At 59.0% G+C, this 20,691-nt stretch carries 16 protein-coding genes and 2 pseudogenes; 17 read left to right on the forward strand and 1 reads right to left on the reverse strand.

Annotation, left to right across the window (positions count from 1 at the left end; translation table 11 throughout):
• Positions 1-122: 122 nt before the first annotated feature.
• From FHT71_RS29360 to FHT71_RS29430, 15 genes and pseudogenes are all read left to right on the forward strand, one after another.
• A complete protein-coding gene (locus FHT71_RS29360) occupies positions 123-1,292 on the forward strand; it encodes an HlyD family secretion protein (protein ID WP_183723064.1) in 1,170 nt (389 codons plus the stop codon).
• An 85-nt stretch (positions 1,293-1,377) separates the two neighbouring features.
• Complete coding sequence (locus FHT71_RS29365) at positions 1,378-2,997, forward strand: MDR family MFS transporter (RefSeq protein WP_183723066.1); 1,620 nt, start codon at positions 1,378-1,380, stop codon at positions 2,995-2,997.
• Positions 2,998-3,021: 24 nt separating this feature from the next.
• Positions 3,022-4,221: pseudogene (locus FHT71_RS29370) on the forward strand (adenylate/guanylate cyclase domain-containing protein).
• Between the two features lie 557 nt (positions 4,222-4,778).
• Positions 4,779-5,789: a secretion protein HlyD gene (gene hlyD / locus FHT71_RS29375; RefSeq protein ID WP_183723068.1), complete on the forward strand. Its 1,011-nt coding sequence runs from the start codon at positions 4,779-4,781 to the stop codon at positions 5,787-5,789.
• Complete coding sequence (locus FHT71_RS29380; RefSeq protein ID WP_183723070.1) at positions 5,786-7,528, forward strand: ATP-binding cassette domain-containing protein; 1,743 nt, start codon at positions 5,786-5,788, stop codon at positions 7,526-7,528. Before hlyD ends, FHT71_RS29380 begins: the two co-directional genes overlap by 4 nt.
• Positions 7,525-8,667 carry an ABC transporter permease gene (locus FHT71_RS29385; protein WP_183723072.1) on the forward strand — a complete coding sequence of 381 codons (1,143 nt, stop codon included), beginning with the start codon at positions 7,525-7,527 and terminating at the stop codon, positions 8,665-8,667. Before FHT71_RS29380 ends, FHT71_RS29385 begins: the two co-directional genes overlap by 4 nt.
• 1 nt (position 8,668) lies before the next feature.
• On the forward strand, positions 8,669-9,781 hold the full coding sequence (locus tag FHT71_RS29390) for an ABC transporter permease (protein WP_183723074.1): 1,113 nt from the start codon (positions 8,669-8,671) through the stop codon (positions 9,779-9,781).
• A gap of 107 nt (positions 9,782-9,888) precedes the next feature.
• Entirely contained in the window at positions 9,889-10,515 is a 627-nt protein-coding gene (locus FHT71_RS29395) for a TetR/AcrR family transcriptional regulator (protein WP_246699462.1), read from the forward strand.
• Positions 10,516-10,710: 195 nt separating this feature from the next.
• Positions 10,711-12,342, forward strand: a complete 1,632-nt coding sequence (locus FHT71_RS29400; protein ID WP_183723076.1) for an ATP-binding protein — start codon at positions 10,711-10,713, stop codon at positions 12,340-12,342.
• Between the two features lie 60 nt (positions 12,343-12,402).
• Positions 12,403-12,687, forward strand: a complete 285-nt coding sequence (locus FHT71_RS29405) for a LysR family transcriptional regulator (RefSeq protein ID WP_183723078.1) — start codon at positions 12,403-12,405, stop codon at positions 12,685-12,687.
• 135 nt (positions 12,688-12,822) lie between these two features.
• Positions 12,823-14,313, forward strand: coding sequence for a mechanosensitive ion channel family protein (locus FHT71_RS29410; RefSeq protein ID WP_183723080.1), 1,491 nt, complete (start codon positions 12,823-12,825; stop codon positions 14,311-14,313).
• Positions 14,314-14,447: 134 nt separating this feature from the next.
• Entirely contained in the window at positions 14,448-15,089 is a 642-nt protein-coding gene (locus FHT71_RS29415; RefSeq protein WP_183723082.1) for a response regulator, read from the forward strand.
• A 97-nt stretch (positions 15,090-15,186) separates the two neighbouring features.
• On the forward strand, positions 15,187-15,597 hold the full coding sequence (locus FHT71_RS29420; RefSeq protein ID WP_007788549.1) for a cupin domain-containing protein: 411 nt from the start codon (positions 15,187-15,189) through the stop codon (positions 15,595-15,597).
• A 103-nt stretch (positions 15,598-15,700) separates the two neighbouring features.
• Entirely contained in the window at positions 15,701-16,459 is a 759-nt protein-coding gene (locus FHT71_RS29425) for an SDR family oxidoreductase (RefSeq protein WP_183723084.1), read from the forward strand.
• A gap of 141 nt (positions 16,460-16,600) precedes the next feature.
• A complete protein-coding gene (locus FHT71_RS29430; RefSeq protein WP_183723086.1) occupies positions 16,601-17,794 on the forward strand; it encodes an MFS transporter in 1,194 nt (397 codons plus the stop codon).
• On the opposite strand, the gene FHT71_RS29435 is transcribed toward FHT71_RS29430, so the two are convergent.
• On the reverse strand, positions 17,739-19,316 hold the full coding sequence (locus FHT71_RS29435) for a PAS domain-containing sensor histidine kinase (protein WP_183723088.1): 1,578 nt from the start codon (positions 19,314-19,316) through the stop codon (positions 17,739-17,741). The two genes, FHT71_RS29430 and FHT71_RS29435, sit on opposite strands and share 56 nt — an antisense overlap.
• 705 nt (positions 19,317-20,021) lie before the next feature.
• Between FHT71_RS29435 and FHT71_RS32010 the strand changes: the two genes are divergently transcribed.
• Positions 20,022-20,231, forward strand: coding sequence for a hypothetical protein (locus tag FHT71_RS32010; RefSeq protein WP_246699463.1), 210 nt, complete (start codon positions 20,022-20,024; stop codon positions 20,229-20,231).
• Between the two features lie 134 nt (positions 20,232-20,365).
• Positions 20,366-20,571 (forward strand): annotated as a pseudogene (locus FHT71_RS29445) (glutathione S-transferase); the annotation flags it as partial.
• Between the last annotated feature and the right edge of the window lie 120 nt (positions 20,572-20,691).

A 20,691-nucleotide genomic window follows, 5' to 3' on the forward strand; every position in this document is an offset into this window, starting at 1 on the left:
TCCGAGGATTATCCACTCTGAGCGGATAATCTTTAAAGTGAGAGAGGAATTATAAATTGCTGCGACATAGGGCACTTAGGACGTGAGAGATTGCTCACGAGCGATGATCGCAGGAGATGGCAATGGTTGAACTACCCCGTAAGGAAGAATTCGAGTCCACGGATCCCGGCATAAACGGAGACGATCCCGCAGCAACACCCGCCGAACAGGTCGCGTCCACGCCTGTTGCCGCTCCCCGCCGGAAATCTGCCGTCAAGAAGGGTGTGCTTGCCTTGGTCCTGCTAGCCGGAGGGGCGTATGGCGTCCACTTCGGCCACCACTACTGGACCGTCGGCCGATTTATCGAGTCCACCGATAACGCCTATGTAAAGGCAGACTACACGACGGTTGCTCCGAAGGTGGCCGGCTACGTCAAGGAGGTGCTCGTTAATGACAACGACGCCATAACTGCAGGGCAGGTTCTTGCGCGGATCGACGATCGTGACTTCCAGGCGGCACTGAATCAGGCGCGGGCCGACGTGAAGGCGTCGGAGGCTGCGATCACGAATATCGACGCGCAGATCGAACTGCAGAGATCGGTCATCGGTCAGGCTCAGGCGTCGGTCGATGCATCGAATGCTTCGCTTGTCTTTGCAAAGTCCGAGGCCCAGAGGAATACGCGCCTGATCAGCACCGGGGCGGGGACGCAGTCGCGTGCGGAACAAAGCCGCTCTCTGATGGATCAGGCGACCGCCGCAGTCCAACGCGACCAGGCTGCGTTGATCGCCGCGCACGACAGGGTGCCGGTTCTCAAGAGCCAGCGCGACCAGGCGGTCGCTCAACGGGAACGAGCCGCCGCAGCCGCGCAACAGGCCGAACTGAACCTCTCTTACACGAGTATCGTCGCAGCGGTCGACGGAACAGTCGGCGCACGCTCGATCCGCGTTGGACAGTATGTCACCGCTGGCACGCAGTTGATGGCGGTGGTGCCCCTGCATTCAGTCTATGTCGTTGCCAACTTCAAGGAAACGCAACTCACCTACGTTCGGGCGGGGCAGCCGGTGGACATCAAGGTGGATAGCTTTCCAGGCCTCGAAGTGAAAGGGCACGTGGACAGCGTCTCGCCAGCGAGCGGCCTCGAGTTCTCCCTGCTTCCCCCGGACAATGCGACGGGCAACTTCACAAAGATCGTCCAGCGAATCCCGGTGAAGATCATCATCGATGACGAAGCCCGCGCGGCTCAGCTCCGGTCCGGAATGTCCGTAGAGCCGGAAATCAACACAAGACTCGCGCAGCTCTCGGAAGCGAAGTAACGGGGCGCTGGCGGGTAACCGTCTCTCTTCTCCGATCACAGAAATACCGTGGTGACGATTCCGCAACTGCGACAGGAGCAATGTCATGGCTACACTCAAGCTCGTAGCGAACAACAAAGAGCCGCCGCAAGCTGCATCGTCTCAATCCGCCAAAACCGGGATGAGCCCTCTCCGGATGTGGTGCGCGGTCGTCGGATCGACCTTGGGCGCATTCATGGCCGTCCTCAATATCCAGATCGTCAACGCGTCGCTCGCCGACATTCAGGGTGCGATCGGTGCCGGCAAGGATGACGGCGGCTGGATCTCGACTTCATATCTCATTGCGGAAATCGTGGTCATCCCCCTCAGCGGCTGGCTCGCTCAGGTCTTCTCCCTCCGGAAGTATCTCCTGACCAACGCCCTTCTGTTCCTGGTCTTTTCCGTTGCTTGTGCGTTCGCCACAAACCTCGAACAGATGATCGTGCTCCGTGCCATCCAGGGCTTTGCTGGGGGTGTCCTGATCCCCATGGCCTTCACGATTATCATCACGTTGCTGCCGAAACCGAAGCAACCGATCGGACTGGCACTCTTTGCGCTTTCGGCCACGTTCGCTCCAGCGATCGGGCCGACCATTGGCGGATATCTGACAGAGAATTACGGCTGGGAATTCATCTTCTACGTGAACCTCGTCCCCGGCTTGCTGATGGTCGCTCTGCTCTGGGCCTCGCTAGACGAAGCTCCTATGAATCTAGGCCTGCTTGCCAAAGGGGACTGGCCCGGCATCGCCACCTTGGCGATCGGCCTTGCCGCCCTTCAAACGGTGCTGGAGGAGGGCAACAAGGAAGATTGGTTCGGATCCGAGTTCATCGTCAAGCTCTCGATCGTCGCCGCAGTCTCTCTGACGCTTTTCCTGATCGTCGAGTTCAAGACCGCTAACCCGCTTCTGAATCTGAGGCTCCTCGCGCGCCGTAACTTCGGCTTCGGCATCTTGGCGAATACTATGCTCGGCATCGCGCTCTATGGGTCTGCGTTCGTGCTGCCGATCTATCTGGCGAGAATCCAGGGCTACAATTCAGAACAGATCGGCATGGTGCTTGCCTGGACCGGTATCCCGCAGCTAATTCTCATTCCGCTCGTTCCCAAGCTGATGAAGCTGATCGACGTCCGGTTGCTGATCGCCATTGGCTTCGCCCTCTTCGCTGCCTCGAATTTCATGAACGTGCACATGACTGGAGACTATGCGGCCGACCAGCTTTTCTGGCCGAATGTCATCCGTGCCATCGGGCAAGCCCTTGTCTTCGCGCCGCTCTCGGTCGTTGCGACTGCTGGCATCGAACAGGAGAATGCAGGCTCCGCATCGGCGTTGTTCAACATGATGCGCAACCTCGGTGGCGCGGTTGGAATCGCCTCGCTTCAGACTTTCATATCGAAGCGTGAGCAGTTCCATTCCAATATCCTCACGAACTCGATCAGCATCTTCGAAGAAGCCACGCGAAATCGCGTCGCCAAACTGACAAATTACTTCATGAATCACGGCGTCAGCGACCAGGCCACGGCTACTCACAAAGCCATTGTCGCCATTGCGTCCAGCGTGCGTAAGCAGGCCAACATCATGGCCTTCAGCGATGCGTTCTTTCTGCTTGGCGTGGGCCTCGTCGTCGCTTTATTCGCAACGCTTCTCCTCAAAAAACCAAGCGGCCAGATGTCTGGTGGCGGCGCACACTGAACAGCAATTCTCAAGGAGATCACCATGAACACGATCACACGAGAACCGATTTCCCGGAGACACCGCGGGAGCGTCGGGCCCAATGTCGATCCTGGCTCCATCCTTGCCGTCCTGGAATGGCTCGCCGGCGACGAGTGCCATTCGATCGACGAAGCCGGCTTGGTTGCGGGTCTGGGTCTCAGGCTACGACAGATCGGCCTCCCGATCGACAGACTTACGCTCCATCTGATGACCCTTCATCCCGAGATCCTCGGCCGAACGGTCGCATGGGCTCCATCCGAACCCGTCGAAATCCATGACAGGGATCACGGGATCAAGGTCGAGTTCGCCTCCAGTGCACTGGTCAAGGTGATGGAGACACGTGAGCCGATGATCGTCGATGCGGGCGACAGAGACTCCCCATGGCAGCATATCGACGTCTTCGCGGGACGGAACCTCGTCCAGCTCATGATCGCGCCGCTGTGCAATGTCGATGGGCCGGTGAGTGCGGCGGGATTTGGGACGAAGCGGCCAGGCGGCTTCACGCTGTCCGAAATCCGTGTCATCGAGCGGATCCTGCCTTCGTTGCGCAATACCTGCGAAATGCGGGTCATGCGTCACGCCGAGCTGTCCCTGCTCGATACATACATCGGGCCGATGACGGCTCAACGAATCCTCGCCGGCAAAATCCGGCAGGGCGAGATCGAGACGATGTAGGCAGCACTTCTGCTTTGCGACATGAAGGGATTCACCGAACTCTCGAATCGCCTGCCTGACGAAAAGGTGCTGGAACTGCTCAACGCCTACTTCGATGCGGTGATCCCTGCGATCACGGGCAACGGCGGGGAAGTGCTGAAGTTCATGGGGGATGCGGCACTCGCATTCTTCCCGACATCCGACGCTGTGGTTGCGTGTCGACACGCGTTGGCAGCAACCGCTGAGATCTTCGCCAATCTTGCCGGATTCGAACAGAACGGTGCCCGCGTCGATGCAACTGTGGGATTGCACTATGGCAAGGTGAGCTATGGGAACATCGGCTCCGGACGGAGGCTGGATTTCACGGTCATCGGTTCGGACGTCAATCTGCTCAGCAGGATACAGACTGCCTGCGGGGGGCTCGGAAAGTCGGTTCTCATGTCTGACACGTTCCGCCGTAGCTCCGGGGCCGACAACATTGTCTCCACCAAATTTCACCGCCTGAAGGGTTTTGCCGATCCGATCGAGCTATTCACGATTGCGGAATAGAGAAGGCCTCCCTTCAACCGGTCTCGACTGCCAGTACGGAGGCCGACTGTCCGGCATGCCGCTCGCTCAACGGATGCGCGATCGGCAACCCATACGGTACGCGGATCAGCCGGACGTCTGTTTTGTCCGGAGACGCTCGGCATAGTTGGCGTCAAGGTTACCTACACTGACCGGTAAGGAGTCTCAAAAGACCCTCGCGAAGCTCGGTTTCGTCCAGTGAGCCGGTAGGGTCGAGTTTCGCCCATGCCGTTCGCCAATTGCAGGATCGCGCTGCGTGCATGACGTTCCGATGCTACAACCGCAACAATCTTTGGCGTCAAATGGGTTTTGGGACGTGCCTACAATCCGTTTTCTGGGCCAGACCGCGTCAACGTAAACCAACGTTGGGCTAGCAGGGGACATCGCTTCGGGAGCTAAGTACCCGTTGCACTCCCGACGCGAAAACCATGCCTCGTCCTATGGATAGACGCTTGGGGACCTCATCCTCCGGAAGGTCGGGATAAAGCTGCGACGAGCTTTTGCGAGTTGCGTCATCGGCTTCGCCACAGGAGAAAGAAATGAACAAAGCCATACCGATCGTGATCGTGTTGGCCGCCTTGGGAGCTGCCGCCTGGAAGTACGACGTGCCCGCGGCCCTAGGGATTGCGCGTAACGCTGACGAGGAACTGGTCCTCTACGGCAACATCGACATCCGCCAGGTCTCGCTTGCGTTCCGCGTAAATGGTCGCATCGAGGAAGCGATGGTCGATGAAGGCGATGTCATAAAGCGCGGCGATATTCTGGCGCGCCTCGACAAGGATACGTACGATCATGCCGTTAGCTCGGGGGAAGCGAACGTCGCCGCCCTGCGCGCGACGCACGAGAAACTGGTCGTTGGCCCACGTCAGACCGAGATCGCGCAGGCACGGGCCACTCATGACGCAAGCGTGGCGGACCTCGAAAAGGCAAGTTTGGCCTACGACCGGGCGCGGCGACTACGGCCGCAAGGGACCATTTCCGAGGCCGGACTGGACGAGGCAACTGCAGCGAGAGCGATGGCGGCAGCGCGTTCGGATATGACGAAGCAGGCGCTTGCCTTCCTGCAAGAGGGTAGTCGCGTCGAAGACATCGCCACTGCCGCTGCACAGGTGAAAGCAGCGGAGGCCGCACTTCTCACGGCCAGAACTTCTCTATCGGATACCGAGCTGCGCGCACCCAATGACGGCGTCATCCTGTCGCGCATCAAGGAGCCGGGCGCAATCGTATCGTCATCCGATCCGGTGTACGTCCTGTCCCTGACAGCGCCTGTCTGGGTGCGTAGCTACATCGGCGAAGTCGATCTCGGCCGGATCTATCCGGGGATGAAGGTCAAAATCGCGTCCGATACCGATCCTGATAAGACCTACGATGGAACGATCGGCTTCATTTCTCCAGTCGCGGAATTCACTCCGAAGTCCGTGGAGACACCCGAGCTACGTACCGATCTCGTCTATCGACTGCGCGTCGTCATCGACGCGCCCGGCAAGGATCTTCGCCAGGGCATGCCTGTGACGCTTCGCTTGCCGGAAATCAAGGCGGCGACGAAATGAACGTCGTAGCCGAAACCACCCTTGCTGCCGACTTCGTCCGCCTCGACGGTGTGACCAAGCGCTTCGGGCAGGGAAAGCCGGCGCTCGACCAGGTGTCTGGCTCCATTCGTGGCGGTGAGATCACAGGGCTGGTGGGGCCGGACGGTGCTGGAAAGACGACCCTGATCCGCTTGATGACCGGCCTGATGGTGCCGGACAGCGGAGGGGTCGAAGTTCTGGGCTTCGGCACGCGCGAACGCTCGGCCGACATCCAGGCGGCCATCGGCTACATGCCGCAGCGCTTCGGCCTGTATGAGGACCTCTCGGTCCAGGAAAACCTCGAGCTCTATGCCGACTTGCGCGGTCTTGCGAAGCAGGACAGGGCGAGCATTTTCGACGAACTGCTCACATTTACCGACCTGAAGCGTTTTTCCACACGCCTGTCCGGAAAGCTCTCCGGAGGAATGAAGCAGAAACTCGGTCTTGCTTGCGCTCTCTTGAAGAAGCCTCGCTTGTTGCTTCTCGACGAGCCTGGCGTCGGCGTCGATCCTATCTCCCGGCGCGACCTCTGGAAGATGGTCGAAGACCTGATCAAGGAGGGCGTGGGCGTCGTCTGGTCGACCGCCTATCTCGATGAAGCGGAGGCCTGTGATCGCGTTCTACTGCTGAACGAGGGCAAGCTGCTGTTCTCGGGCAAGCCGCAGCAAATGACTGATCGGGTTAAGGGTCGCGTGTTCAGGGTGACCGGCGTCTCCGGGCGAAGGCGCACGATGCTGGCAAAGCTGCTCGATGAAGACGGCATTGTCGATGGCGGGATCCAGGGCGAGGCGATAAGGCTGGTAACGACGCCGGGTCGTGAAGCGCGATTTGCGGCCAGTGGCGACGCCAAAGTGGGCCCTGCCGCGCGCCGCTTCGAAGACGCCTTTGTGGACATGCTGGGTGGAGGGCCGGGCGGACGCTCCAGGCTCGCGGAGGCTCAGGCTTCCCTGGTCGCCAGGCGAGAGGGGCCGGTCATCGAAGCCAAAGGACTGGTCAAGCGCTTCGGCGACTTTACCGCAGCCGACAACATCACCTTCGACATTCCAAGCGGTGAGATATTCGGGCTGCTTGGACCGAACGGTGCCGGCAAATCAACCACCTTCAAGATGCTCTGCGGTCTGTTGAAGCCAACGGGCGGCGAGGGACGTGTGGCGGGCTTCGATCTGCGCCGTGATGCCGCGCAGGCGCGCAACCGTCTGGGATACATGGCGCAGAAGTTCTCTTTGTACGGCGATCTGAGCGTTCGGCAGAACCTTCAGTTCTTCGCGGGGGTTTACGGTCTCACAGGTAGCAAGAAGCGTGAGCGTATCGAGTTGATGACGTCGATTTTCGACTTCGGACCGCGCCTGTCGATGTCGGCAAAAGACCTTCCGCTCGGTTTAAAGCAGCGGCTGGCGCTTGCATGTGCGGTGATGCACGAACCGCAGGCCCTGTTTCTCGACGAACCCACCTCGGGTGTCGATCCGATTACCCGGCGCGAGTTCTGGACCCATATCAACGGTCTGGTCGAAAAAGGCGTGACCGTCCTCGTCACGACGCATTTCATGGACGAAGCCGAATACTGCGACCGCATCTCCCTGATCTATCGCGGCCGATCGATCGCTCTCGGCTCCCCGGACGAGCTCAAGGCCAGCGTCGTCACGGCGGAAAACCCCGATCCGACGATGGAAGACGCCTTCATCGCACTGGTGCAAGGCTCGGAAACGAGGGACGCCAAATGACCGGCCACCGCAACGCACCGCAATCGGGCCGCGCCCTTCGATTTGTCGCGCTTGTTCGAAAGGAAAGCCTTCAGGTCGTCCGAGATCCGAGCAGCATTCTGATCGCCTTCGTGCTGCCGCTGATCCTGCTCTTCCTGTTCGGCTACGGCATCTCCCTGGACACGAAGGAGACGCGCGTCGGGGTCGTCATCGAGGATGTGACGCCCGTCACCAGCGATCTTGCAGCGAGCTTCCAGGCTTCGCGCTATTTTTCGGTGACGACGGGACGCGATCGCCGCGAATTCGAGGAAGATCTGGTCCTCGCGCGGATTCGAGGCATCATCGTCATCCCGGCTGATTTTACGGACACATATACGGCCGTAACCCATCCTCAGATCCAGGTGATCGTCGACGGCTCCGATCCAAACACGGCGAATTTCGTGCAGAACTACGTCCAGGGGGCGGTCGCGACGTGGCGGCAGCTTCGACAGTCGGAGACTGTGGCTGATGGACCGCCTATCAAGGTCGAACAGCGTTTCTGGTTCAATCCTGAATTGACGAGCCGCTCCTTTCTCGTTCCCGGCTCCATCGCGATCATCATGACGCTTGTCGGGACCTTGCTGACGTCGCTGGTTGTCGCCCGCGAGTGGGAGCGCGGCACGATGGAGGCGATCATGGCGACCCCTGTTACGGCAATCGAACTCCTCGCTGGCAAGATCCTTCCATATTTCGCGCTCGCGCTCGCATCGATGACGCTGTGTGTCCTTCTCGCGGTGTTCGTTTTCGGCGTCCCGTTTCGCGGCTCCATAGGCGCGCTCTACCTGCTGTCTGCAGTCTTCCTCGTTCCGGCGCTGGGGCAGGGGCTGCTGATCTCGGCAGTGACGAAGAACCAGTTCCTGGCCTCGCAGATGGCGCTGATAACGGCGTTCCTGCCGTCCTTCTTGCTGTCCGGGTTTCTGTTCGAGATCAATTCGATGCCACAAGTCATCCAGTGGATCACCTTCGTGGTGCCCACCCGCTATCTGATCCCTTGTCTGCAGACGGTTTTCCTGGCCGGTGACATATGGCCGATGTTCTTTCGCTCCATCGGAGCAATGTTCCTGATCGGCTCCGTCTTTTTCATCCTCGCTGCCCGCAGCACGCGCAAAGGGATTGCCTGAGATGTGGTGGTCGAGACTGATAGCCCTTGTGGTGAAGGAGTTGCTGGCGGTGCTTCGTGACCCGAAGGGCCGTGCCATTCTGATCGGGCCGCCAATCGTGCAGCTCGTGGTGTTCTCCTATGCGGCGACGCTGGAGGTTCGCAATGTCGACGTGATGCTGCTCAATCGAGATGCAGGACATTGGAGCGAGGAGCTTGTCGCACGTATCCAGGGGTCGCCACGTTTCAGGCAGGTCATGCTCACGGACAGTCCGCAGGCGGTACGCGAGGCGATCGACCGCCAGAGGGTGACGGCCGCCATAACCGTCGGCCCGGATTTCTCTCGTGCTATCGAAGCCGGTGAGCCCGCGGATCTGCAGGTTCTGTTGGACGGACGTCGCTCGAATGCTGCCCAGATCGTTTCCGGCTACATCACCCAGATCGTGCTCGGCCTGGCAGCCGAGACACCGGCGGGCCAGCGGAAGGCGGCGACAGTGATAGAAACCGTACCGCGCTATTGGTTCAATCCAAACCTGATCTATCAGTGGTTCATGGTACCCAATCTCATTGCCAACATCGCGCTTCTGATCGGACTGATTGTGACCGCGCTGTCCATTGCGCGCGAGCGGGAGCTCGGCACCTTCGACCAGTTGATGGTCTCCCCGCTCCGCACGCATGAGATCGTGATCGGCAAGCTCACCCCGCCGATGCTGATCGGGCTCTTTCACATGACCGTCTACATTCTCGCGGCTGTCTTCATCTTCGCGGTTCCTTTGCGCGGATCGCTCATTCTGCTTTACGCAAGTTCGCTGTTCTATCTCGCCTCGATCGCAGGGATCGGTCTTTTCATCTCCGCGCTGTCGATGACCCAGCAACAGGCGATCCTCGGCGCATTTCTCTTTCTTGTCCCCGCGACGCTTCTATCCGGCTTCGCGACACCCATCGAAAACATGCCGGATTGGCTACAACCGATCACGGTCGTCAATCCGTTGCGGTATTTTCTCGTCATCGTGAAAGGCATATTCCTGAAGGACATTCCGTTGTCCGAAGTTGTGCGGCAGACGTTGCCCCTCCTGGCGATTGCCATCGTGACGCTGGGTGCGGCGTCTTGGCTGTTCCGACGCCGCCTCGAGTGATCGTCCAAATTCCCGAAAGCCGTCGCTACTAGGCCGGTCAACGGCTTGGTCTGCTTGCGATCGTGTGGTACTGAACGGTACCGCACTTCCTTTTTCAGAGAGTTCTTTTGAAAACGCCTGCCCATAATGCACTGTCACCAAAAGAGGAAAGCAGGCGAGAGGAGATCATCGCCGCCTCCGCCTCGGTCTTTTTCGAGAAAGGGTTCTCCCGGACGTCGATGGACGATGTAATAGCGATCATCGGCGGCTCCAAAAGGACCCTTTACAGGTATTTCCCGAGCAAAGACGAACTGTTTTTTGCGGTGGTGACAGGTGTCGCTGACCGCACGATGGAAGGGCTTAAGGTCAAGCATAATCGCGACCTTCGTCAAACCTTGATGACTTTTGGAGAAGGCTATCTGCGCACCGTCATTTCGTCGGACGGCTTGTCGCTGTTCCGCGCCGTCAGCTCTGAAGCGCCACATCTACCGAAACTCGGGGAACGATTTCTACAAGACTCGACGAACCGCGTTTCGCAACTCTTGGCGGACTATTTTGAAGAACAGAACCAGCGCCAACCTGCGGAGCCGATCGGTAACCCCAAACTGGCTGCAGGGCAGTTTCTGGCTCTCGTCCGGGGGCAGATCCACTTCGCTGCCCTGCTAGGGGGGCCAATTCCGAGTGGGAGGGATCTCGTCATTGTGGTGAGCCAGGCAGTCGAGACATTTCTTCACGGCGCGGTCAGCAGGAAATGACCGATTGAGACGTCCTAGCGATAACTTGTGAGTTTGTGGGCCATTTGACAGGTACGGTATAGTACCGTACCTGTCACCCAAGCAGTCAGACGCCGAAGCGTAGTCGGGCGACGGTCGGATCTGGCTTGCGCCGATAACCGATTGAGCGGCATCGCCTTCTACCTGGGTGGCCGCCCATCCAGATCGTGAGGTATCATGGATCACGCGCCAAACTCCAAGTCGGCAACACCAGTCGATCCGCTCCAGGCGTCGGTAGCCGATATGACGAGCGAGCGCGTCATCGTTTACAATGCGGATCGCAGGATCCTCCATTGGAATTTGGCCTCGCAAACTACCTACGGATGGGCGGAAACCGAAGTTATCGGCAGGCGGCTGGCTGAGTTCGTCGGCGAAGACGGCGTCGATTGGTCTGCGGTCGTCGCAAAGAGCCTATGGCAGGGCAGGGCTCGTAGAAAGACCGCGGCCGGCGAATTCGTTGAGCTGCGGCTAGGCGTCCAGGTACATCGTGATCAGGCAGGGGCGATCCTCAGCATCGTCGAAAGCGGTCGTCTCGCCGCCACTCCCGAAGCCACCAGCGAGCCTTGCCTGCAGATCGACCCCCAGGTCTATCGGGAGCTGAAGGGCAGCGAAACGCGCTATCGTAATCTGATCAACAACGTGCCGCTCCCACTCTGGCAGATAGATGCGCGGATGATGATCGAGGCCTTTGAAGGACTGAAAGCGTCGGGAGTTGGCGATATCGTTGGTCATTGCAAAGAAACGCCGGGGTGCGTGGAGCTGGCCAAGGAGTCGGTCCTCGTGACGGGCGTCAACGACAGCGCGATCAGGCTGCTGAATGCTTCCGGGAAAGGAGAACTCCTAGGGCCTGTTCGATATCTGTTTTCCGCTAGCCCGGAAACCGCCACGCGCATCATCGCGGCCCGCTTCAACGAGGGCTGCAATTATATCGAGGAGATGAAACTCCGCGCTTTCGATGGCCGGCTCCTCGATGTCCTGCTCTTCGCGACGTTCCCTCAAACACCTGACAACCCGGACCTCGCGCTGATCATGATGGTCGATGTCACGGCACAGCGCAGAGCCGAGCGGCAGCTCCGCAAAGTCGAATCGGATTTCGCGCATGCGGCTCGTGTTTCGACGCTTGGTGAGCTGGTCACGACGATTGCGCACGAGGTGCGGCAACCCCTGTCGGTGATCCTCACCGATGCAGACACCGGAACACGGTGGCTGGATCGCGACGAGCCGAACATTGCCAAGGTGAAGGCGATCATGGCAAGAATCATGGAGAACTCGCGCCGAGCCAACCAGGTGATCAGCCGTATCCAGGACATGACCGTCAAGCGGGATCCTGTGCGACAGCAAGTCGAGGTCAATGCCGTTGTCGAAGAGGCTTTGGCTATCGTGGCGGCTGAAAGTCAGGTCCAAGCCATTGCCGTTTCATCATGGCTCGATGATCGGCTTCCTATTGTCTTGGGTGACCGCATCCAGCTCCAGCAGGTGGTCGTAAACCTGTTGCTCAACAGTATACAAGCCATCTCCGTCTCCGCCCCAGAAATGCGAGAGATCTTCGTCGAAACTTCGATCGACGAACGAGGAGCCATGACCCTGTCTGTACGCGATACCGGCGGAGGCATTCCTTCCGGGCATCTTGATCGGATCTTCAATGGCTTCTTCTCGACGAAAACGGACAGCATGGGAATTGGCCTGGCGATATGTCGATCCATCGTCGATGACCATGGCGGCACGATCAGCGTGGCCAATGGCGTCAAAGGCGCGAATTTTCGGGTCACGCTTCCCATTTCGGTTCCTGACGAAACACCCAACGAATGATTTGGATACTCAGGCTGTGGACCGTCACCGGACCAATGGGTCTGAAGTCGGAGAAATCGTATGCGAGATTGGAACGATCTCCGGCTATTTGTCGCCGTTGGTTGTTCAAGAGGTTTCGCTGCCGCCGAACGGGAACTTGGCACGCCGCGGTCTACGTTCTGCCGTCGGATCTCCGCATTGGAAGAAAGATTGGATGTCCGGCTGATTGACCGTTCGACCCGCCGTTTCTCGGTAACCGACATCGGCTTGCAATACTTTGAGCGATACCGAGCCATGGCGATCGAAGCACGCGCGGCACAAGAGGCAATTGATCACACCAAAGCCAAACCTTTAGGGGACGATTGACTTCGCACCTTCCTCGCATGCCATCAGTGATCGACAGCCTCAGGCAGCGGCCCGGAGACCATAGGGGCAAACCTTCGTTTGATAGCCTCCCCAGCAGGCCGTGCGTATGGTGGGAATTTCCTCGCGAGATTTGATATGGGTCACGAAGTTCCATTGTTGCCGCTGGCTATCAGTGTCCTGGGCGTCGGCGGGATTGTAGTGTGGCATGTGCAAGGCCCGTCTCGCCCAACCGCCCGGCTTATCGTGCAGATCGCGTTCTTTGCGGTGATGACGGCGGTTCTGGCCTACGCTCATGCCTTTCCCTTCCATTACGAGCCTGGCAGCCTCGACGGGGCGAACGCGCTGCTTGTTTCGGCGAAGATCCTCTGGTGGGTCCATTTGTCCTGGGCCGTAATCGGTTTCGTGCGGATCTACATCGTCCTCGATCATCGTCCGCGAGAGGCGAGGCTGATCCAGGACCTGATCGTGGCCGTCGTGTACCTCGGCGTGTTGCTTTCGATCCTGGCCTTCGTCTTTGGCGTCCCGATCGGAACGTTAATGGCGACGTCCGGGGTCATCGCCATCATCCTCGGACTGGCGTTGCAAAACACCCTCGGTGACGTGTTCTCGGGCATCGCACTAACGCTTGGTCGTCCGTACGTGATCGGCGACTGGATCGAGTTGAGCGACGGTACCGAGGGAAGGGTGATGGCCAGCAACTGGCGCTCGACCTACCTCCTTACCGGCGCTCACAATGTCGTTGTCCTGCCAAACAGCGTTCTCGCCAAATTGGGCCTTACCAATGTCAGCCAGCCCGACGAGAACCATCAAATCACGCTGCGGGTGAGGGTGGCTCCGACGCGGATGCCTCGAACAATCATGGAGGTGATGCGCACAGTGCTCGACAGCAGCAACATGATCGTGAAGCAACCCCGTCCGAACGTCGTGCTCGTCGGTATCGAAGCCAGCGCAGTCACCGCCGAATTGCAGTTCCGCGTCACGAGCCCGGCGCAGCGCGGCGAGGCCCGCAGCGAAGTCATCGATCTCGTTTATCGTCATTGCAGGGCCAACGGCTTGCAACTGGCGACGCCACTGGAAAGCTCGGTGTTCGCGGGGTGCAACGCTCGACTTGAGGTGCAGCCTACGGCCCCAACAGCGCTCGGCCTTATCGAGGCCATCCCCATCTTCTCTGTCTTGAGCAGTGACGAGCGCGTCGCTCTCGCAACCTCCGCAACCCGACGAATACTTGCCCCCGGCACCGAAATCGTCCGGGAGGGCAAGGCACTCGCGACACTCATGATTGTGCAGGCAGGCATCGTGGCAATGAAGAAGGATAACGACGAAATCGCCAGGTTGGCACCCGGAGACTTTTTCGGCGAACAGGGATCGCTTGCTGGTATGGAGGAAAACCACACGCTGGAAGCTGTCACGCGCGTCATCGTGTACGAGATCGACAAGGACGCCTTTGCTGCGCTGCTGCGGGATCGGCCGGAGCTTGCCGAAGACCTGGCCGCGAACCTGGCTCACAGGGAGCGGATAGGAGAGAGATCGACGGCGCCGTCGATCCAGCATGAGCGTCGGCGTCTGGACCTACTCAACCGAATAAGGTCGATGTTCCAGATACATCGGAACCATGTGAACACCTGAACTTAATCGCTTCGCTCACCACCTTGGGAAGCTAAATCCATTGACAGGACGGCGTCATTGGATGCGAATGCTGCATGACCTGACATAGTCTTTCGGTGCGATTGTTGCTCTCGGCGCAACGACGGGAGGCCCATATGCCTGAAACTGGCAGTTCGAAGCACCCGCTCGCCACGGTTCACATCATCGACGATGACGCTCACTTGCGAGCGTCGCTTCTCAATTTCTTTGACTCGATAGGACAGCGGGCGGCTGCGTTCGAGAGTGCCATTGATTTCCTCGAGCACGCCGATCTGACGCTGCCCGGCTGCATCCTCCTCGACATTAGAATGCCTGGGATGACAGGCTTAGAGCTTCAGGAAAAACTGACAGGTCTCGGATACCCGCTTCCGATCATTTTCATGACGGGAAACGCCAGCGTTGCGACAAGCGTATCCGCCATGAAGGCCGGCGCTTTCGACTATCTATTGAAACCGTTCAGCTCGGAAAGTCTGATCAAGGCAACGAAACTCGCTTTGGATCGCAACGCCGAACTGCGCGGCAAATATGCGTCGTTGCTTCATGCCCAAGACAGCATTGCCAGCCTGACGCCGCGAGAAGCGGAAGTGTTCGGATTCGTGTCCAAGGGTCTGATGAACAAGCAGATCGCCTACGAGATGGGAATAAGCGAGATCATGGTCAAACTGCACCGTGGTCGGATGATGAAGAAGCTTGACGCCCGGTCTGTCGCAGATCTCGTACGCATCTTCGATGCGGTCTATCCGCAAGGTTCGAAGTGACGTTCAGGCGACGGCTAACCTTCGTATAGCTATCCATCCGATGCGGGCATCGCCTACGATCTGCGCGTAATCAATCATCTCGAGAAGGAGATAATCCATGCGAACGCTGGCAATCGGTTTGCTATGCGCGGCTATGATCGCGGTTCCCGCCGCGGCCGCGGATAAATCGCACAATGCCAATGTTACCGTGGTGTTCGACCACAAGCTTCCGAACGTCCCCGGCAAGAGCATGCGCGGCGTTCTGGTCGAGTATGGCCCCGGTGGCTACAATCCCTCGCACATGCACCCCAAGAGCGCCTTCATCTATGCAACCGTTATCGAGGGCTCAATCAAAAGCCAGGTCAATGGTGGCGAGGTGAAGGTCTACAAGAATGGTGAAAACTGGATGGAAGTCCCCGGCGACCACCACCAGGTGAGCGCCAATGCCAGCGAAACCGAGCCTGCGAAGCTTCTCGCAGTCTTTGTAGTCGATACCGATGAAACCAAGCTGGTGTATCCCGACAACTAAGGTTGTCGCTGCGATGCGGCGGGGGCCACGGCAGCCCTTCGCCGCTACCCGATTACGAAAACCGGATGATCCGCGAAGGATCACGAAGCGAAAGGTCGAAAACATGAAAATCGTAATCATCGGAGGCTCGGGCCTCATTGGAACAAAAGTTGCCGCTCTCCTGAGAAACCAGGGACATGACGTCGTGCAGGCCTCTCCGTCCACCGGAGTAAACACTCTAACGGGCGAGGGGCTTTCCGGCGCACTTGCCGGTGCGGCGGTGGTGATCGATCTGGCTAACTCGCCCTCATTCGCGCCGGCCGACGTGCTTTCGTTCTTCAAACAATCGACCTCCAATCTCATCATTGCCGAGAAGGCGGCGGGTGTTCGCCATCACGTCGCGCTTTCCATCGTCGGCATCGAGAGATCACCCGACAACGGCTACTTCCCTGGGAAGGTCGCTCAGGAAGATATTGTCAAGAAGGGCGGCGTTCCCTACACGATCGTCAGGTCGACGCAGTTTATGGAGTTCCTGGGCGGCATCGCCGACAGCGCAACGGTCGACAAGACTGTCCACGTTTCACCTGGAGCGTTCCAGCCGATCGCGGCGGACGACGTCGCCGGCTTCGTCGCGGAGGCTGCGACTGGTACTGCGGCAAACCAGACAATCGAGATCGCAGGTCCGGATAAGAAGCCGATGAGCGACTTCCTGACCGGCTATCTTGCCGCCACTCATGACGCTCGGACCGTGGTGGTCGACAAGGAAGCCAGGTATTTCGGCTCACTCGTCGACGACCAATCCCTGGTCCCGCTGGGCACCGCCAAGCTCGGACGGTTGAACGTCAAGACCTGGTTCGCGCAGCGCGCGAAAGCTGCTGCCTGAGTTTGAATAGCTAGGGACGGGGCGCGGACGACCGCGCCTCGGACTTAGGCGGACATGCGACCTTAATACGATTTACCTGCCGAACGCGAACGCGTACATTTGCTGGTCTCACTCGTAGACCGGCGGCATGGCAATCGTCTCATGATCAATATCTCAAACCCGTCTGCGGCGCGCGACCCGGCGGCCCTCGTTGTCGGCGTCATTGCCGCCCAGGTGATCGGCGGACTGTTCGCCCAAATGTCGCCGTTTGTTATTGCCGGGTTGATGGACGGTTTGTCGTTGTCAGAGCGCGACGCGGGCATCGTCACCTCCGTGGAACTTCTTGCGCTCGCTTTCACCGCGATCTCGATCGCTCCTGTTTTGCCCCGGCTCTCCTACCGGCGTGTCTGCATTGCGGCTGTTGGATTGATGTTGCTGGCTCAAGGAGCTTCGATCATTGCTGGCGGATGGACAGCCTTGATTTTGCTGCGGACCCTTGCAGGCGTCGGAGAAGGAGCGCTTTATGCGATGTCGTTGACCATCGTCGCCTCCCACTGCCGCAATCCCGAAAAGGTTTTCGGTTTCTTCCAACTGGTCTGGGCCCTTGGAAGTGTCCCACTCTTCAGCATAGGTGGCGAACTAACAGCCGCATTTGCGCATAGGGGTGTCTTTGCGTTGATGGGCGGAGTTACCCTCGCACTTGCTCCGCTGCTTCTCCTTGTTCCGGATACCCGGCCGTTCAAGGAAGAGAAAGCTGCGTCGGATGCTGAGGCCATTTCACCTCTGGTCGGCACATTGCTCTTAGCCGCTATCCTCCTCTTCGTTGCAGTGTCCGCCGCTCTTTACGCTTTCAGCGCTCCCTTGGGCGAGCGTGCAGGAATGGAGACCACCGCAGTCGGATACGCGTTGACCATCGCCTCGTTCGTCGGTCTCATCGGCGCGGCAGCGGCCACGGCGCTGAACGTTCGCTTGGGAAGGGCGATGCCCATTTCCGCGTTCTGTCTCGGCTATGCGCTTATCGCCCTGGTGCTGTGCCTCTGGCAAAATTCCACAGCTTATGTGATCGCCCTCGTGGGATCGGTTATCCTTTACTACTTCTCGATGCCCTACCTCTTCGGCCTTGCCGCGGCTATCGACCGTAGCGGGCGTTGGGCAGCAGCGGCGGGATCAGCGTACTTGTTGGGTTTCGCAGCCGGCCCTGTCTTGGGCGGCGTTGTGATCGCGGCGAGCGGCTATACGAGCCTTGGTGCGGTTTGCGTCGCGATGACGGCTATCGCCTGGATTCTTGCGATGATCGTCATCAGCCGAGCCCGCCTTGAGGCCCGGGCGACAGATCTTCTGCCATCGAAAGGGTGAAGGCAACGGTCGCGCCCCCGGCGTCGTTGTTGGTCATCCGGAATTGGCCTCCATGGGACTCCACGATCGAACGACAGATCGCGAGCCCCATCCCCATGCCATCCTTTTTGGTCGTGAAGAACGGCTCGAAGACACGATCGATCTCGCTGAACCCACTCCCGGCGTCCCGAACCTCAATTCGCACAGCGCCGGACCCATCGCGACATGAGCGTATATCCAGTGAACGCGCGCTATCCTCCGTCTTATCCATCGCCTGGATGCCATTCCGGATGAGGTTCATCAGAACCTGTTGTATCTGTACGCGATCAAGGGCGATCATCGGAGGATTGGGATCCAGATCCGTTGTGATCCGAACGGCGTTCGCGCCAACTTCGTCGGCCATGAGGCGGCAGACTTCCTCTATGAGGAGGTTTGCGTTTTCAAGTGTTCGAGGTTGCGAAATGTGTTGGAACAGGGCGCGGATCCGCCGGACGACATCCCCTGCGGATACCGCCGCCGTCGTAATGCGTTCGGCAGCGAGCTTTGCCCGCTCCACGTTCGGAGGATCGACGCAAAGCCAACGAGTGCAGGCGTCTGAATCGGCCGCAATCGCCGCCAAAGGCTGATTGACCTCGTGCGCGATAGAGGCGGACAGTTCGGCCAGGTTTGCAGCTTGAGTCGCATGGGCAAGCTTCGCGGCCGAGCGCCGCAAGGCATCTTCCGCTTGCACCTGATCATGAATCTCGTGGCAGAGGCCGAACCACGTGACGATGTGCCCATCCTTGTCGCGCATCGGCTCAGCGCGACCCGACATCCACCTGTACATGCCGTCAGCCCGAAGGAGTCGATACCTCATGGCGAAGCTTTCGCCCGTCATCAGGCAACGCCCCAACTCGTTCCCTACGGGTGCTGCGTCGTCCGGATGGAAGATTGTATCCATCACGGTCTCGAGAGTTGCCTGGTCCAAGATTTCCAGACCGAGAAAGTCAGCCATGCGCTTGTTCACCAGTGTGGTAGTCCCGTCTGGTGTAAGTCGCCACAAGTTGCTCGGGACCATATCGACCAGCAATGACAGCTCGGCCGTCCGATTGCGCAGATCCTCCTCGGCGCGCCTCTGCTCTTCGATGTCGATCGTCTGCCCAAACCATGCGTTGATAAAACCTCGGTCATCGTACGACGGTCTGCCCGATGCTCGAAACCAACGATATTCGCCATCGTCCCGACGCAGGCGGTGCTCGCTGTCGAAGTGCGCCCCCGTCTCTAGGCTGTGCCCCCATTTCGCCGCAACGCTCTCATGATCGTCGGGATGAATATATCGCCGCCAACCGAATTGGTCTCCTCGCAAGAAGAATGCGACCTCATCAAGTGTCGTGCCGAAGTATGCTTGCATGCTCTGGTTCATATAGGTGAACCTGCCAAGCGGATCAGCACACCAAAGATGCGCCGGTATGCTCTCAGCGAGCTGCACCGTCAAATCTGAGGTGCCGCCGCCCGAATCCGTTGAAGTGGACATCGTCCTCGTTCGCGCCTGTCTACTCGACATACGATCCTCCGCGTTGTCGACCACTCCATCCACCGTTGCTGGTTTGCTGGCAGATTTCCTGGCCCCGCGCACGATTCTACATAATTAAGGGCGCACTCGATGCTGAGTTTATAGCCCCTCTGGTGAGAAGTGCAGCCCCAAAACTTTATAGGGGAGTGAATCGAAGTCACCATCAAACCCGTGTGACTTGGGGTAGACGTCGATTTAAGCTGCTCGCTTCAGACTACCGGCAGCGACACGTTGCGCGCCCCGAAGCCGAGCTCGCTCGCGAGATGGAAGCTTCCTCCGGCTTCATTGGCGAAGTGGCTCACGATTGTCAGGCCAAGTCCGCAGTCCTGTCGTCTTAGTCGTGAAAAACGGCTCGGATGCGCGACGAAACATACCGTGCCGCATCCCATCGGCCTCGATCTCAAAAAGCGACGCCGCCACGTCGAACTTGTCTAATAATCATCTTCTCCGCTGATTTTCGGCCGAACACGTGCGTGCTTCTCGACCGGTCTGTCTGCGCCACCCTGTCGGCCATTCGGCGCACGCGCCCCCGGAAGCCAGCTGTCCGCCCGCGGCCTAGGTACGGCGGGAGAGAATGGCGAGCAAGTAAACTTACGTTTGGATTACGGCCGCGCTCATCGGACTGTATCCTCGCTCTGCAGCCCCAGACGGTCGTGGCCCGGCGACCCTATACGACCAGCACGGAAGGAAAAAACGATGGATTCCAAGGTGAGAGACAACCCTGAAATGCATCGGTTTGAGCGCCAGATACATGCAGGAGTGTTGGCCGCGGCATACTATGAGGTGGACGGCGAACGACCTGTCTTCGTCCACGTCGAGGTTCCGGAATTCGAGGGACGGGCATTGGTGCCGCCCTCGTCAAAGGCGTCTTCGATAATCTCCGGGAAAGAGGCCAAAAGGCCGTGATCCGGTGCTCGTTCATGCAGAACTTCCTGCAGACGCACCCGGAATTCAATGACGTCGTGGACGGATCCTAGCAAGGCCGCTCGGTTCTTGAATCGTGCCCCGTCACGTTCACCGAACAACAAAGGAACCGTCCGATGAAGCTCTACTACTCTCCTGTGGCATGCAGCCTGGCAGACCACATCGCGTTGAGGGAAGCCGATGTCGATTTCGAGATTGAGCGCGTCGACCTCGCAACGAAACTGACAGCAGGCGGCGCGATTTCGGTACCGTCACCCCGAAAGGATACGTGCCGGCGCTGGAACTGGAAACCGGAGAGATCCTGACGGAGAACACCGCCATTGGACCGCGGCGCGTCACTCCTTTTTCGTAAGCGCGATTTTCGATGCGCATTGACGTCTGCGGGACTGATGAACGCCCACGCGGGGTAGCGTGATCCCGCTCTACCCGGCCGGAGTAGTCT

The sequence above is a fragment of the Rhizobium sp. BK060 genome (assembly GCF_014193145.1).
Lineage (GTDB): Bacteria > Pseudomonadota > Alphaproteobacteria > Rhizobiales > Rhizobiaceae > Rhizobium.